The sequence below is a fragment of the Roseimaritima multifibrata genome (genome assembly GCF_007741495.1).
GTDB lineage: Bacteria > Planctomycetota > Planctomycetia > Pirellulales > Pirellulaceae > Roseimaritima > Roseimaritima multifibrata.
This window is the reverse complement of record NZ_CP036262.1, coordinates 5,672,166-5,687,173: the sequence shown is the minus strand read 5'-3', so window position 1 is coordinate 5,687,173 and position 15,008 is coordinate 5,672,166. Positions and strand designations below refer to the sequence as shown.

General features: G+C 53.9%; 13 protein-coding genes. 10 read left to right on the top strand and 3 right to left on the bottom strand.

The features are described from left to right. Positions 1–30 precede the first annotated feature (30 nt). The 8 genes from FF011L_RS20670 to FF011L_RS20635 all read left to right on the top strand — a co-directional run bounded on the left by FF011L_RS20670 (position 31) and on the right by FF011L_RS20635 (position 8,549). Positions 31–990 (top strand): 3'-5' exoribonuclease YhaM family protein, encoded by a 960-nt coding sequence (locus FF011L_RS20670; RefSeq protein WP_145353872.1) that lies wholly within the window; start codon positions 31–33, stop codon positions 988–990. A gap of 443 nt (positions 991–1,433) precedes the next feature. After that, positions 1,434–2,486 (top strand): cytochrome-c peroxidase, encoded by a 1,053-nt coding sequence (locus tag FF011L_RS20665; RefSeq protein ID WP_145353870.1) that lies wholly within the window; start codon positions 1,434–1,436, stop codon positions 2,484–2,486. Further along, positions 2,483–4,654 (top strand): DAHL domain-containing protein, encoded by a 2,172-nt coding sequence (locus tag FF011L_RS20660; protein WP_145353868.1) that lies wholly within the window; start codon positions 2,483–2,485, stop codon positions 4,652–4,654. Before FF011L_RS20665 ends, FF011L_RS20660 begins: the two co-directional genes overlap by 4 nt. Positions 4,655–4,756: 102 nt before the next feature. Further along, positions 4,757–6,229 (top strand): signal recognition particle protein, encoded by a 1,473-nt coding sequence (ffh, locus tag FF011L_RS20655; RefSeq protein ID WP_145353866.1) that lies wholly within the window; start codon positions 4,757–4,759, stop codon positions 6,227–6,229. Positions 6,230–6,373: 144 nt separating this feature from the next. After that, a complete protein-coding gene (gene rpsP / locus FF011L_RS20650) occupies positions 6,374–6,778 on the top strand; it encodes a 30S ribosomal protein S16 (protein WP_315851715.1) in 405 nt (134 codons plus the stop codon). Positions 6,779–6,793: 15 nt separating this feature from the next. Continuing rightward, complete coding sequence (trmD, locus tag FF011L_RS20645; protein ID WP_145353862.1) at positions 6,794–7,513, top strand: tRNA (guanosine(37)-N1)-methyltransferase TrmD; 720 nt, start codon at positions 6,794–6,796, stop codon at positions 7,511–7,513. 64 nt (positions 7,514–7,577) lie between these two features. Further along, positions 7,578–7,931 (top strand): 50S ribosomal protein L19, encoded by a 354-nt coding sequence (rplS, locus tag FF011L_RS20640; protein ID WP_145353860.1) that lies wholly within the window; start codon positions 7,578–7,580, stop codon positions 7,929–7,931. 147 nt (positions 7,932–8,078) lie between these two features. Next, positions 8,079–8,549, top strand: coding sequence for a YraN family protein (locus tag FF011L_RS20635; RefSeq protein ID WP_145353858.1), 471 nt, complete (start codon positions 8,079–8,081; stop codon positions 8,547–8,549). 12 nt (positions 8,550–8,561) lie between these two features. On the opposite strand, the gene queC is transcribed toward FF011L_RS20635, so the two are convergent. Both queC and FF011L_RS20625 read right to left on the bottom strand, forming a co-directional pair. Continuing rightward, positions 8,562–9,269 (bottom strand): 7-cyano-7-deazaguanine synthase QueC, encoded by a 708-nt coding sequence (gene queC, locus FF011L_RS20630; protein WP_145353856.1) that lies wholly within the window; start codon positions 9,267–9,269, stop codon positions 8,562–8,564. A gap of 29 nt (positions 9,270–9,298) precedes the next feature. After that, positions 9,299–9,550 carry a hypothetical protein gene (locus FF011L_RS20625; RefSeq protein ID WP_145353854.1) on the bottom strand — a complete coding sequence of 84 codons (252 nt, stop codon included), beginning with the start codon at positions 9,548–9,550 and terminating at the stop codon, positions 9,299–9,301. Positions 9,551–10,496: 946 nt separating this feature from the next. On the opposite strand from FF011L_RS20625, the gene FF011L_RS20620 reads away from it, so the two are divergent. Both FF011L_RS20620 and FF011L_RS20615 read left to right on the top strand, forming a co-directional pair. Continuing rightward, a complete protein-coding gene (locus FF011L_RS20620) occupies positions 10,497–12,302 on the top strand; it encodes a peptidylprolyl isomerase (protein ID WP_145353852.1) in 1,806 nt (601 codons plus the stop codon). A 247-nt stretch (positions 12,303–12,549) separates the two neighbouring features. Next, the gene (locus tag FF011L_RS20615; protein ID WP_246109938.1) at positions 12,550–13,764 is read left to right on the top strand and encodes an aminotransferase class I/II-fold pyridoxal phosphate-dependent enzyme; all 1,215 of its coding nucleotides are present in this window, start codon (positions 12,550–12,552) and stop codon (positions 13,762–13,764) included. A gap of 89 nt (positions 13,765–13,853) precedes the next feature. Here FF011L_RS20615 and FF011L_RS20610 read toward each other — a convergent pair whose 3' ends face one another. Beyond that, positions 13,854–14,807 (bottom strand): class I SAM-dependent methyltransferase, encoded by a 954-nt coding sequence (locus FF011L_RS20610; RefSeq protein ID WP_145353849.1) that lies wholly within the window; start codon positions 14,805–14,807, stop codon positions 13,854–13,856. Between the last annotated feature and the right edge of the window lie 201 nt (positions 14,808–15,008).

Here is a 15,008-nt window from a genome sequence, read left to right as displayed (position 1 = left end):
ATTTCTATCTCTCTAGCCTGAAGTCGCCCCATGGCACGTCGATTTGTCAATGAACTGTCGGAGCAGGAAACTCTGGACGAAGTGTTTCGTGCCGCTGACAAACAATTGCGAGCCAATCGCCAGGGTGGCAAGTACATCTTGATGAAGTTGGCTGACCGGACAGGGACGTTGACGGGGATGTACTGGAATGTTGATGAACGGATCTTCGATTCGTTCGAACGTGGGGATTTCGTTCGCTGCCAGGGGCGGATTCAGTTGTACAACGGGAACCTGCAAGCGATCCTGACCGATATTGCCAAGGTCGATGTTTCCCAAGTCGACATCGCTGATTTTGATCGCTTCGATGCTTCGGCAGCCGATGCATTGGAGGTCAAACTGCGTTCAATCCTGGCGGGCCTAACCAACGTGCATCTGCGACGTTTGGGGGAAACGTTCTTGGCAGATGATGATTTTCTTGCTCGCCTGAAAATCGCTCCCGCAGCGGTGTCCAATCACCATGCTTATCCAGGCGGTCTGCTTCAACATACCGTCGATTTAATGGAAATGGCCCAAGCCATCTCGCCAAAGTATCCCCAAGTCGATTTTGAACTGGTGGTCATGGGGGCTTTCCTGCACGACCTAGGAAAGATCGAAGAACTTTCGTCTGCCGGGGAATCGACGTACACCGATCGCGGCCAGTTGATTGGACACATTGTGATCGGAGTCCAAATGCTGGCGGAGAAATTGCAGGTGCTGGAAGTGTCGGTGGGCGAACCGGTTCCCGATAATCTTCGATGGCAATTGGAACATCTCATTCTTAGCCACCATGGAAAATTGGATTACGGCAGTCCCAAGGTGCCGATGAGCCTTGAAGCGATCGCCCTGCACCATCTGGATAATATGGACGCCAAGCTAACGGCTGTGACTTCCGTGATCGAAGCGGATGTTTCAGGCGATTCCAACTGGACCAATTACAACTCAGCCATGGGCCGGAAATTCTGGAAATCTTAGCCGGCGCGTCCGTTATTTGGCGCGTGTTGAATGAGGCCGCCGTGACGTCGCTACGCTCGCCAGAGCGTGGGCAGACCGGCAATCCGTCACCGATCCATTTCACGTCCCGCGTGAAAGAACGCTCCACCCCCCCTCAATGCTGTTTTCGTTAGGGGAGGCGTGACCTTTAATCGCGACCGAATCGGAGCGAGGCCCTGCCGGTCGCCAGTCGGCCTTTGCCTGATTAATCGGTAGTTCCCCTAAAACACTATCGATTCAAGAAGTGTTTTCCGCTCTGGCGATCTCTTGCCCTGCCCCTCATGCTCGCGGGCCACGTTTGCTTCTACGGGTCTCCGCAAAGCCGTTGGAAGACGGCTTAGTCCGATCAGGACCGTTCTAGGGTTCACCGGAAACAATAAGAAATTCTTCTTGTGGCGAGGAACAGCTTTCAAGTGGGGGATTGGATGAGCCGTTTGCGAAAAATTCGATGGGATCTGATCGGGATTTCCTTGCCGCTGTTTGCGTGGTTGGCAAGCGGGGTGTTTCCTCGTCTGGATTCAACGCTGGATCCATCTTCCAGCGTCGGCGAAAAATCGGAGGGAATCGTTGCGGTTTTGGCGAAGGATGATTGGAGTGAGCCGATCCGGCCGTTGGTTCGGCCTGTCGGCCTGGACCCTGCCAAGGTTCAACTTGGGCGTGCGCTATTCAATGATCCGCGTCTTTCGCGAAACGAAAAGATCGCTTGTTCGACGTGTCATCAGGTCGCCAGTGGTGGCGATGATGGATTGCCTGTTGCGATCGGAATCGAGCAGGCCATCGGAAATCTAAATAGCCCCACGGTATTGAACTGCAGCCTTTCCGTCGCACAGTTTTGGGATGGGAGGGTTGCGACGCTTGAAGAACAGATGCAGGAACCGATTCACAATCCTTTCGAAATGGACGCCAACTGGGACATGATCGTTGAACGTTTGAGTCGCGATCGTGATTTCCGAACACGATTCGAAGAAGTTTACCCCCAGGGCGTCAATGAGCATGCACTCTGCAATGCCATCGCAACGTATGAGAGAGCGTTGGTAACCATGGATGCACCTTTCGATCTTTACCTGCTTGGTGAGGAGCATGCGATCAGTGAATCGGCAAAGGAAGGCTATTTGCTGTTCAAGCGGATTGGCTGCATTGCCTGTCATCAAGGGCGAACGGTGGGGGGAAATCTGTTTCAGAAATTTGGAGTGATCGGTGAGGGCGATACCGCGGATCGCCAGCAAACAATCGAGGATCGAGGCCGCTTCAATGTGACGAACCGCCCCGATGATATGTGCCGGTTCAAAGTTCCAACGCTAAGAAACATTGCACAAACCGCTCCCTACTTTCACGATGGACGAAGTGAGACTTTAGAGGACGCGATCAAGGTAATGGCGATTCATCAATTGGGGGCCACGTTAAGCCAAAGCGAAGTGCAGAAGATCGAGATCTTTCTGCAATCCCTATCCGGCAGGCTGCCAGAGGAACTGAAATGAAACGGAATGCGCTAAACGCACTTTTCCTCGCACTGTTGGTCATTGTTAGCGGCTGGTTGTTGCCACGTTCCACCGATACCAGTAGCGGTCGATTCGGCATCGTTGCCGAGACGGTGCGGACCCTTAATCAACGCAATATCGATTTAGATTCGGCGGTCCTTTCCGTGCGTCTGGGCTTGGTCTCGGACTATGACGAGCTTTCGGCGCTGGAGCACGCGTTGCAAGAGAGCGTCCGCGGAACCGAAGAGTTGCAAATCGTGGGGGCGGATTGGGGGGGGCCGATCGATCTGGCTGAACTGGGCCGTTTGGCCAACCAGAAGGTACAGCTGTCCGGCGATTTCAAAGCGAACCATGCGATCGTGAATAATTCATTAGCAGGGTTCATGCACAACGTAAGAGAGGCGATGGAGCAGACTCCGACGTATGAAGCCCATGCGGCACTTGCACGAATCGAAGTGGCGGGGGCTCGGTTCTGCGTGGCGGGGTTGGAGGCGGATCGCATCGAGTTTCAAGACGCACTGCAATCGCTGAGGGCAATTCAGCCCGATCCTCTGGCAGAGAAATCCGAAGCATGGGAATTGACCATCCGGCACTCGCAGAAATTGCTTGAACTGCGGACTGAACTGGATGCGACGATTCAGGCGCTGGTGCGAGTTCCTCTTAGCGCGTTTGCAGCCGATCTGATGCGTTTGGAAAATCATCGAAATCAGCAGCAGTTGGCCGTCACCAATGCTTATCGCGGAGCCCTGTCGGTATTGGTTTTGATGTTGATTGGCTACTGTGCCTACCAGTTTGTTTGCCTCGTTCGACATGCGCGCAAAGATCGACAAGCAAACGAGGACTTGGAAGCAAAGATCCTTGAACGGACGCGGCAGTTGGTTCGCATGAATCAAGAATTGGCTAAGGCGATCTGCGAAGCGGAGAAATTGGCACTGGTCGCTCAGTACACCGATAACGGCGTCATGATTCGGGACCCTGTAGGACGGATCGAATGGGTGAACGCCGGGTTCACGCGGATCACCGGTTACACCCTGGACGAAGTGATCGGTAAGCAGCCGATGCAGTTCTTGTATGGTGCGGAAACCGATTTGGCGTCCATCGAGAAAATTGATGACGCGATTCGAACGCAGACAGGCGTCGATGAAGAACTGATCTATTACTCCAAGTCAGGGCAGCCATTCTGGTTGGCGGTGGAACTTCGCCCTATCTATGACGAGTACGGCACGTTGGTTCGCTTCATTGCAATCGAAAGCGATATCACTGAACGGAAACAGGCGGAGGTCGAAAAGTCGATTCTTTCCAGTAAGTTGCTGAAGGTCTCTCGTCAGGCCGGTATGGCCGAGGTTGCCACAGGCGTTTTGCATAATGTTGGGAACGTTCTGAATAGCGTGAATGTCTCGGCAAACCTATTGCTCGATACGCTGCAGCGAAGTCGAGCCCTCACGTTTAGGAAAGCGGCCGACCTGATCCTGGATCATGAAGGAGATCTTGCGCGGTTCTTTGGAGAGGACCCGCGCGGGCAGGCGATCCCCGCATTCTTGAAAGAGTTGGCCGCGTCGTTGCAGAAGGATCGCACGCTGTGCCAGGGAGAGCTGCGTTCGCTGATGGGGAACGTCGAACACATTAAAGAAATCGTTAGCATGCAGCAGTCGTTGGCCTGTACCGGAGGGAATCTTGAAAGGCTGGATCTCACTGCCGTTGTGGAAGACGCGCTGAAAATTGATTCGGTCGCGATGGAACGGCACCGAATGCGGGTGGAGCGTCAATTCGATTTGGTTCCGTATGTCTGCGCTGATCGGCACAAGGTTGTGCAGGTGTTGGTCAATTTGGTCAGCAATGCAAGGCATGCGATGGAAAAAGTGCCGGAAGAGAACCGCGTCGTCACCGTGGCCATCACCGGAGATGAGAAAGAAGTTCGAGTGATGGTGAGTGATCGTGGGGTAGGAATCCCCGTCGAACATCTGACCAAGATCTTCTCTCACGGCTTCACGACTCGCAAAGAGGGGCACGGTTTTGGATTGCACAGCAGCGCCTTGGCGTGCCAAGAGATGGGGGGGGCGTTGGAGGCGCATAGTGAGGGTGTGGGGCGTGGTGCGACGTTCAGCCTGAGAATCCCTGTGGAGGCCGAGGCTCCGGCCCCAAGCCGCCTGGAAGCGGTAGTTCAATAGCGGTCCATTTACAGGTTTGGCACCTTTCGACTACAATTCGGGGCTTTCCACCCCGCAATTCGTTGATGCTGGGTGCTCTGTGTTCAGATAGCCGCCTGTATTATGTTTGATTCGCTCTCAGATGGACTGCAATCTGCCTTTAAAAGCCTTCGTGGTAAGGGCAAGCTAACCGAGGGCAATATGCGCGAGGGTCTTCAGACCGTCGAGCAAGCGATGCTAGAGGCCGATGTTAACTACTCGGTCGTAAAAGATTTTATGGAGCATGTGACCGAGCGAGCTCTCGGTCAGCGGGTTCTGCTTAGTCTGCGGCCGCATGAAGAATTGATCCGAATCGTTTATGACGAATTGGTGTCGATTCTGGGGCCCGTCGATACCTCGCTTCATCTGAAGAAGTCAGGCTGCACGATTCTGATGCTTTGCGGTTTGCAGGGGGCCGGGAAAACGACGACCTGTGGCAAACTGGCTCAGTTGTTGCTGGAAGAAAAGATCACGCCGACCTTGGTCGCTGCCGACTTGCAACGCCCTGCTGCCATCGAACAATTGCATGTTATTGGGCGGCAATTAGGGGTCCCGGTTTATAGCGACGCCGGAGAAAAAGACCCGGTCAAGGTCTGCCAGGCCGGGGTCAAGCAGGCCGAAGCCGACGGATCCCGCGTGGTTATCCTGGATACAGCGGGTCGACTGGCAATCGACAAGGAATTAATGGCCGAGCTTGCTCGGATCGATAAGCGAGTAAAGCCCGATCAAGTTTACCTCGTCGTCGACGGGATGACCGGTCAAGATGCCGTCAACAGTGCCGGAGCCTTTAATAAGGAACTGGAACTGGACGGCGTTGTGATGACCAAGCTGGATGGGGACGCTCGTGGTGGAGCGTTGCTGTCGGTGAAGCAGGTTACCGGCGTCCCGATCAAATTCATCGGGACCGGTGAACATCTGGAATCGCTTGAACCATTCCGCCCTGAAGGAATGGCTAGCAGGATTCTGCAGATGGGCGATATGGTGGCCGCCGCTCGCGAAGCCCACCGGATCGTCGACGAAAGCGAACGAGAAGAGCTAGAAGAGAAGATGGCCTCCGGCGAAATGACGCTGGACGATTTCAAGGGCTTGATGGAAAAAGTTGCCAAGCCTGGATTGATGGGCAAGATGATGTCTTTGATGCCCGGAATGGGGCAGATGAAGGATCTGATGCAGAATGAAGACGTCACCGGTGGCGTCAAGCAAACCATCGGTTTGATCAACAGTATGACCAAATCGGAACGCCGGAATCCGAAATTGATCGATGCTCCGCGGAGGGCGCGAATCGCCGCCGGAGCTGGGGTTCAGGCACCCGCGGTCAACCAGCTGGTGAAACAGTTTGAACAGATGAAACCGGTCATGCAGATGATGGCTGGCGGGAATGCTGGCGATCGCATGCAAATGATGCGACAAATTCAGAGTAGCGGGATGATGTCCGACCCGGGTGCGGGTGGGATCAAAGTCAAGAAGGGGACGGGCAAGCGCTTAAGTCCTCGTGAAAAAGCAAAGTTGCGTAAGCAACGCGATAAAGAGCTGCGGCAGAAACGTCGCGGGAAGTAACCACTCATTTTCAGACTGGTGCCTCGAACGGTTCGAGGGCCTTGGTAGCGAGAGCTATCGGACGACGAAACGAAAGTGATTTTTTAACTTAGTACGACGGAATTAGATTCCAGGAGTCAGAGAACTGTGGCAGTACGAATTCGATTGAAAAAAATGGGCCGAACCCATCGTCCATTCTTCCGCCTCTGTGCGGTTGATCAACGCTCCCCGCGTGATGGTCGCGTCATTGAAGAACTGGGACATTATGATCCCATGATTCCCGAAACCGATGCTCGGGCAATCCTCAATGGTGAGCGGATCAACTATTGGATCAGCGTTGGGGCTCAGCCTAGCGATAAAGCTGGCGTCCTGATCAAAAAATACGGTATCGGTGGCACTCACCTCGAAAAACAGCAAGAAGCCCTCGATCGCCTAGGCAAACGGAAGCACTACGAGTGGGCTCCCGCTCCAGCGGCTCCACCAAAGCCTGCCAAGAAAGAAGAAGCGGCTGTGGAAGAACCTGCTGCAGAGGCTTCCGATGAAGCTGCTGCTCCTGAAGCGACCGAATAACCAACGGAATCATCGATGCGGTTTGACATCGTGACGCTGTTTCCAGCAATCTTTGATGGTTACCTGACGCAAAGCCTTCTGAATAAGGCAATTGAACGCGAACTGGTGCAAATCCATCGACATGATCTGCGAGAGTGGTCACACGATCCGAAACACAACAAAATCGATGATCGCCCGTTTGGCGGAGGCCCAGGGATGTTGATCCAAGCGCCGCCAACCGTTGAATGTGTCGAACAAATCGATCGGGAATGCGAATTGCCTGCCCGCCGAATTGTGCTGACTCCGCAAGGAAAGAAACTGGACCAGCGTCTGGCCGAAGATCTTGCAACGAGTCCTCGAGTGCTGCTGATGTGCGGTCGCTACGAAGGATTTGATCAACGGGTTATGGATATTTTGGAACCTGAAGAAGTGAGTGTCGGCGATTTTGTACTCAATGGAGGCGAAGTCGCTGCGATGATTGTGATTGATGCGGTCGTCCGGTTAATTCCCGGCGTCCTCGGTGACGAACTAAGTAATTTTGATGATTCTTTCAGCCGCGGAAATCGGTTGCTGGAATTCCCACAATACACGCGGCCTCGTGAGTATCGTGGACATCGAGTTCCCGACGTTTTGCTGGAGGGAGACCACCAGCGAATTGCGGCTTGGCGGGCGGAAGCCAGCCTGACGCGGACGGCGGAACGACGACAAGATTTACTCAGTGAGCACTCACAAACCGATCCCAAAACGGATTCTTAGTGAAAACTAGGATTCTCCCAACGCATACAAAACGAACAAATCCTTAAGCATTCGGAATTAGATAATGTCTCAACAAATTATTGACTTGGTCGAAAAATCAAGTCTGAAAGAAGATGTCCCGCAGTTCGAAATCGGCGATACCGTTGATGTCCACACCAAGATTTTGGAAGGCAGCAAAGAGCGTATCCAGGTTTTCTCCGGAGTTGTCATCGCCCGAAGTGGTGCAGGCGCTCGTGAAATGTTCATGGTTCGCCGCATCGTCGCTGGCGAAGGTGTGGAACGAAAGTTCCCCATCCACAGCCCACGTATTTCCAAAGTGGAAGTGACTCGCAGCAGCGTCGTACGTCGCGCCAAACTGTACTTCTTGCGTGACCGCGTCGGTAAAGCCGTTCGTCTGAAAGAGCGTCGCCGAAGCTAAATCAATCCGCTTTTTGATTGATTTGTCAGCTGAAATCGATAAAACACGCTTGGGAGCCCATCGCTCCGAAGCGTGTTTTTTTGTCGACCGACTTTTCCTTGGCAACGTTTAGTCGCGCTGGATTGGAACCTAACGGGGGCAGACGCCGTGAAAATCCGAACGAAGGGCTGGGGAGATTGGCTGCGCGAATCGCAGGGACGCTATCTCGATTGGCGGTACGGACGTGTCGATCCCGAAGCCCCGCTGGGGCGACGTGGTGAACAGGTCGCCGCCCGCTACCTGCGCCGCAAAAAGTACACCGTGATCGCCGAAAGTGAACGCGATCGAGCTGGCGAGATCGATTTGATTGCCCTGCAACATCGACAGATTGTATTCGTCGAGGTCAAAACGTTGGCCAGTACGCGCCCAGGGCACCCTGCAGACCGCGTCGATCAGACGAAGCAAGCTCGACTGACAAGAGCCGCCTTGCGGTTCCTGAAGCGGCACCAGTTGCTTGAGCACCCTGCACGTTTTGATGTGATCGCGGTTTGGTGGCCGACCGGTGAACCCGAACCGCTCAAACTGCAGCACTACGAAAATGCTTTCGAGGCACAAGGCGATCTGCAATGGTTCGCTTAGCGATGGCGTGAATCAGTTTTTTGCGATCGCTGGATCGGTTAAACCGTTCTCTGCAAAACCCTTCAGACGCAGGAGACAGGCGTCACACCGCATGCAGGCGGAGCCATCTGATTCGGGGTCATAGCATGAATTCGTCGCCGAGTAATCGACGCCTAGCGAGATCCCTTTGGCGATGATTTCGGCTTTGGTCCACTTCAACAGGGGAGCGTGGATGCGAATCGCACCCGGTTGCTCGACGCCAATTTTGGTCGCCAAGTTCGCCGTTTTCTCAAAGGATTCGATAAATTCAGGCCGGCAATCTGGATAGCCGCTGTAGTCGAGTGCATTGACTCCGATGAAAATATCGCGACTGCCCAGCGTTTCTGCCATCGCAAGCGCCAGCGAGAGGAAAACCGTGTTCCTTGCCGGGACGTAGGTAACGGGGATTCCTGCTTCCATCTGGGCCGTTGTGTCATGCTTGGGAACGGCGATCCCCGCATCGGTTAACGCCGACCCACCGAACTGCGCCAAATTGATATCGATAATTCGGTGCGAGACAACCTTCATCCGCTCCCCAAGACGCCGCGCACATTCCAGTTCGTGCAAATGACGCTGACCATAACGAAAGCTAATCGCATGGGGTGCAAATCCGTCGGCTTGAGCGATTGCCAAGCAAGTGGCACTGTCCAAGCCGCCGGAGAGCAAAATTACAGCGGGTCGCGCGTCGTTTGAAGCAGGCATCTAGGAAATCATTTCTGGCAGACGGAGGTTTATTTGTCAGCCGTATCCAGTTCTTTTAAGGATTTACCCAAACGCTTGCGGTTGCGAGTCGAATTGGTGACTCGTCGCGTGGATGTTTTGGATTCTTCCTTATCGTTCTGCAGGAAAGCGGCAACGCCTGGATGGAGTTCGGCTTCTTCAGCAGGGGTCCCCAAGGTTTCAATGGCGTCGCTTACGCCAAGCAAAACCGACTGTCGGACGCCGTCTCGTATCCAAGAGAAAAAGTTTACATTTACGTTCATCGTGCTCAATGCCTCACTGGCAAATTGGTACTGGATTCAGATTTTCAAGCTTGGGAAAAGCGGCAGCTTTGTCAGCGACCACCTTCAAGCGACAAATACGAAACCACCGCCGCCAATGTCTAGGGCAAAAAGAAAAGGCGACAACACGTTCGCAATGTTGGGCGTTTCCGTTCGAGGGAAACGCATATCGGGGGGGGACGGGGCTTTGTTGCCCTCGTTGGACGTGAAACCTATTGGTGACTTATTAACGGTTTTCGAAGCCGTGCGCATTGTTTCTGCCCGGCATTGAATGAGCCCGACGCTCCGGGCCTCGGGATTTTCTGCCGCACAGCAGGAACTGTCACAAATAGATTAACGCTTGTTATCCGCGATGTCCGTTCCCGCCGCGGCAGGCACTAGGGACGTGAAATTTATAGCTGACGAAAGTCTGGCTCCCCTCGCCCCTAAGCAAGCTCTTTGTTGCGGAAGAAATCTTAGCTAGCTCATTCCGTAGTCCCTGCCTTTTCGTTTGATTTGGCGAAGCTTGCTTGGGGGAGAGGGCTGGGGGAGAGGGGGGGATTTCTGTGAGGCGATTCTGCAGTGCAGCCCCAGATAACGCACCGTATTTCAAGCGGTTATGCCATCCCTTGCCTACCTCTGTCGGCCCCCTCTCCCCCAAAACAAGCCTTTGAATCGCATTCAACTGAACTAGCTGGCGAACCGTTGATTCAATATCCAACCTGTTTTTAAGCGAGCTTGTTTTGAGGGCGAGGGGAGCCAGGCTTTCTTTGCTTATTCTTTACATGTCCCAAATGCCGAGCGAGTCTTTGCGGAGCTTGAAAACGCTCGGATTAATTGGACTTGAGCCCAAATTGGAATTTTCCTAAAGTTCCCGAGTATCGATCGCTCGCCAGTCCTTTTTCGGCGGGCGTCCACTGAACAGAGACTGGTTCAAGGAGGAACCGACATGAACGTGTGGACTCTGCGTGCAACGCTATTGTTGACCCTGACTACGGGGATTGCTGGATGGAACGTTCAGCCCAATTCTTACGCCCTGGCTCAAGCTCCCACAAATAATGTGGTTGCGGTGGTCAATGCTGATCCGATTACTCGTGATCAATTGGCGAAAGAAGTTGTTCTTCGCCACGGCGAAGAAGTCTTAGACGAAATGGTAAACCGTTACCTGATCGTACAGGCGTGTAAAGCCAAAGGAATTCAGATCACCGGGCAAGATGTCCAAGACGAAGTGATTCGGATTGCGAAGAAATTTGGCCTGACAACCGAATCCTATTTGCAACTGTTGCAGGAAGAGCGAGATTTCTCGCCGCAGCAGTACAGCAAGGACGTGGTCTGGCCGATGCTTTCTCTGCGAGCTCTGGTTGCCGACGAAGTGAAGGTGACTCAAGAGGAACGTGATAAAGCATTCCTTAGTCAGTTCGGACCTTCGGTGAAGTGCCGGATGATCATGGTTGCCGACCGTGTCAAAGCGGAACAACTGCGATCGATGGCTGAGAAGGCACCGGAGCAGTTTGGCGAGCTGGCAATGCGGCACAGCGAAGACGAAACCAGTGCCAGCGTGCATGGGTTGATCCCACCGATTCGCCAGTACACCGGCGACGCCGATTTTGAAGCGATCGCGTTTAACCTAAAAGAAAATGAAATCTCCAAGGTCTATCCCCTGGGAGATCAATGGGTTGTTTTGCAGTGCGTCCGTCACTTGCCCGAAACCCCCCCTGCCCCGCATGCCCGCCCAATGATCATGCAACAGATCAGCGACCGGATCGTGGACGAGAAAGTTCGCGTTTCGGCTTCGAAACTGTTCGCAAAATTGCAGGCCGATGCAAACGTTGTCAAAGTCCTTGGCGACGAGGCCAAAACCAAGGAATATCCCGGCGTCGCAGCGATCGTCAATGGACAGAAGATGACCGTGGCTCAAGTGGCTGCGGAATGTATCGAACGCCACGGGACGGCCGTTTTGGATGGTGAGGTAAACCGAAAACTATTGACCCAAGCATTGGGCAAATCGAACATCAAGGTCGAATCGGCTGATCTGAAAGCCGAAGTCGAACGAGCCGCCGTCTCCTTTGGCTATGTCGATGCCGACGGCAAAGCGGACGTCGATAGCTGGATGCAAGCGATGTTGGCCGATGCGGACCAAAGCGCACAGGAACTGTATATTCGCGATGCCGTTTGGCCATCGGTCGCCTTGAAGAAACTGGTTGACGGTCAATTTAGCGTCACGCAAGAAGACCTGCGAAAAGGTTTCGAGGCGAATTACGGCGTCCGCTGTGAAGTTCTTGCCGTCGTCCTTGGCGACCAACGGACCGCTCAAAAGGTTTGGGATATGGCTCGTGCCAACCCAACCGATTCGTTCTTCGGTGAATTGGCCAGTCAGTATTCGATTGAACCGATGAGCCAAAGCAACAACGGCCGCGTCCCCCCACTGGCTCGCCACAATGGTCAAGAGACCTTGGAGCGAGAAGCTTTTAAGCTGAAACCAGGCGGTGTGGAAGCGATGAGTGGAATCATTTCGACCGGAGCTGACCGCTGGGTGATCCTTCGTTGTGTTGGTTTCACCGAGCCTGTTGTGACCGATTTCGAGGCGGTTCGCGAAGAATTGACTCGCGACCTGTATGAAAAGAAACAGCGTTTGGCGATGGCAAACAAAATGGATGAACTGAAGGAAGCGGCTCAGGTCGACAACTTCCTGGAAGTTCAGGCTCAGATGGGAAAGATTCGCCAAACTTCGGCGACCGCACCTATTTCTCGCTAATTTGATTTTCCGCTGATCTAATCGGCCGGATTAAAGAACTTAAACCGACCATGGGCATTGCCTGGGGTCGGTTTTTTTTGGGCACCGTTGCCCCCGCATGCACTTATGCCGACAATAAAGCTACCGTTAAAGGTAGCACTATTGGCACCCCTTTCGTTTCAAAGATCGCCCTCGGTGGCGCAGTAACATGACCAGTGACGCAAGCAAACTTGATAGCTCCGCAGTGAATTCGGAAAACAGTGGTTCGATGGCCGATCAGCCGGCCATGGCGATTCGTGTCGCGGATCGCTTGGAGCGTTTGCCGCCATACATGTTTGGACGCATCAACGCCATTCTGTACCAGAAGCGAAGCGAAGGGATCGATATGGTCGATATGGGGATGGGAAATCCCTCCGATCCTCCGCAGCCTGAAGTGATTGCCAAATTGGCCGAAGCGGCTTCGGATAAAGCAAATCATGGATACAGCCAGGCGAATGGGATCGCCAGCCTGCGTCGCGAAGTCGCCAATAAATACAAACGCAAGTACGGCGTGACCCTGGATCCTGAATCCGAAATCCTTTCCTGTATCGGCAGCAAAGAAGGTTTTTCCCATATGTGCCTTGCCCTGCTGGGGCCCGGCGATACGGCGATCATTCCTGCACCTTATTTTCCGATTCACATGTATGGGGTCATTTTGGCCTCGGGAAATGTTGTTTCGTTGGATGTTGCGGACCCGGACAAATTTCTCTCAAACGTTGCTTATACGTGCGAAAATCTGTCGCCTCGGCCCAAGGCATTGATCATCAACTACCCGCACAATCCTTCTTCAGCGACGATCGATCCTTCCTTTTTCATCGAAGTCGTCCGCCTGGCGCGGAAGTACGACCTAATGGTGATCCATGATTTTGCTTACGCCGATGTCGCTTTTGACGGGTACCAGCCGCCAAGCTTCCTAGCGGCTCCGGGGGCAAGTAAAGTTGGCGTCGAATTCACGACGATGAGCAAGGGCTACAACATGGCCGGCTGGCGAGTCGGTTTTTGTGCAGGGAATCCCGACATGATTCGAGCCCTCGCAACGATCAAGGGATACTATGACTACGGCATGTTCCAAGCAGTTCAGCTAGCCGCCATCGTCGCTTTGAAAGAAACCGAGGCGGCGGTCGAGGCCCAGTCGGCGATCTATCAAGGCCGCCGTGATGTGCTGGTCGCAGGCTTGCGACAGTTGGGCTGGGAGGTGCCGACGCCCAAAGCCGGAATGTTTGCGTGGGCTCAGGTCCCTGAACCGTGGCGATCGGCGATGAGTACGATCGATTTCGCCATGATGTTGCTGGAAGATGGGAATGTTGTTGTCAGCCCCGGCAGCGGATTTGGACCAGCAGGCGAAGGTTATCTGCGGTTGGCCCTTGTCGAGAGTGAAGAACGTTTGCAGCAAGCCGTGCGACAAATTGGCGACTGCTTAAAACGAAACCCCGTCACCAAATAATCCAAGATAAGGGCCGATCGATTTCTGTTCAGCGAAATCGACCGGCCCAGGATTGTTTTGCCACAGAGGCACCTTTCCCCATGTTCGATCTAGGCCTTGGCGATGATCAGGCCCATGTTGACGTGGCTGGAAGGAAGGTAGCTGAATTGTGCAGATCCGAAGCCCGCATCCTTTAATTGCTGCTCGGTTTCCTGTGGCGAGCGGACGCCCCCTTGGTCGGTATGCAGTTTCATCTTTAGCGATTCAATCGCTTCGCCAAGTTTGGGGGACGCGGTGGTCTGGAACAGGTCGATGACGATCAATTCACCTCCGTCGACCAAGCTGGCACGAATCCGTTTTAGCCATTCGGTTCCCTTTTCCGTCGGTTCACTGTGCAATCGCTGAGCGAGAATCGCCATGTCGTAGGTCTTTGCAGGAAGTTCTACTTGCAGGGGATCGCCGGCGAGTCCCGAGAAGCGATCACCCAGCTCAATCGATTCCGCGGTCGCGGCAGCCGCTTTCAGGGCTCCTGCAAAATCGATCGCGGTCACCTGGCTGCCGGGATCTTGATAGGCGACCGCACAGCTCCAAACGGCGGAACCGCACGCGATATCAACGATCTTAAGGTCTTTGCGATCTTCGCCGATGTTTAGCATTTCGGCCGCTTCCATAGCCGTTCGCGTATGCGTCCACTGGGTTGCAGCGATCCCCGCGTGATAGGGTTCACTTTCGGGGGACAGATTTTCCTTGAGTGCCGCCTCTAGTTTTTCCCACATTGCGTCGCCAAGGTCGGCATCGAACTGGCTGAGCAGCCGTGTGACCTGAGCTAATGCGAAATCTTCACCGTACTGTTCGATCGCTCCGGTTGCCCTCAATGCATCCAGCAGCGAAATCGCCAGTTCTGGTTCCAGTTTTAGTGCTTCGATGATCTGCGGGGCGGTATGTTGCCCTTTTAGCAGTAAATCAAATAAGCCGATCCGCCTTGCAATTCGCAGCAGATGGCTGGCAGCGTTTAACTGAATCAGTTGATGGTACTGTTGCAGTGAGCGGTCTTGAGCGGTCATGAATGGATTTGCTGAAAGATGAAAAGGAAGGTGGCAAAGAAGTGCATCTTAGCCTTTCTTTGCGGCGCTCTCGACCTCGCTACGCGTGCGTTTTTTTGGCCGTTTTAAGCGGGCGTCGATTGCTCCAGTCGCGAGCATTCATTTGCCACATCACGGCATAAATGGTCGCGGATTGGATTGGCTTTTAGGCCGAGGGTTGGG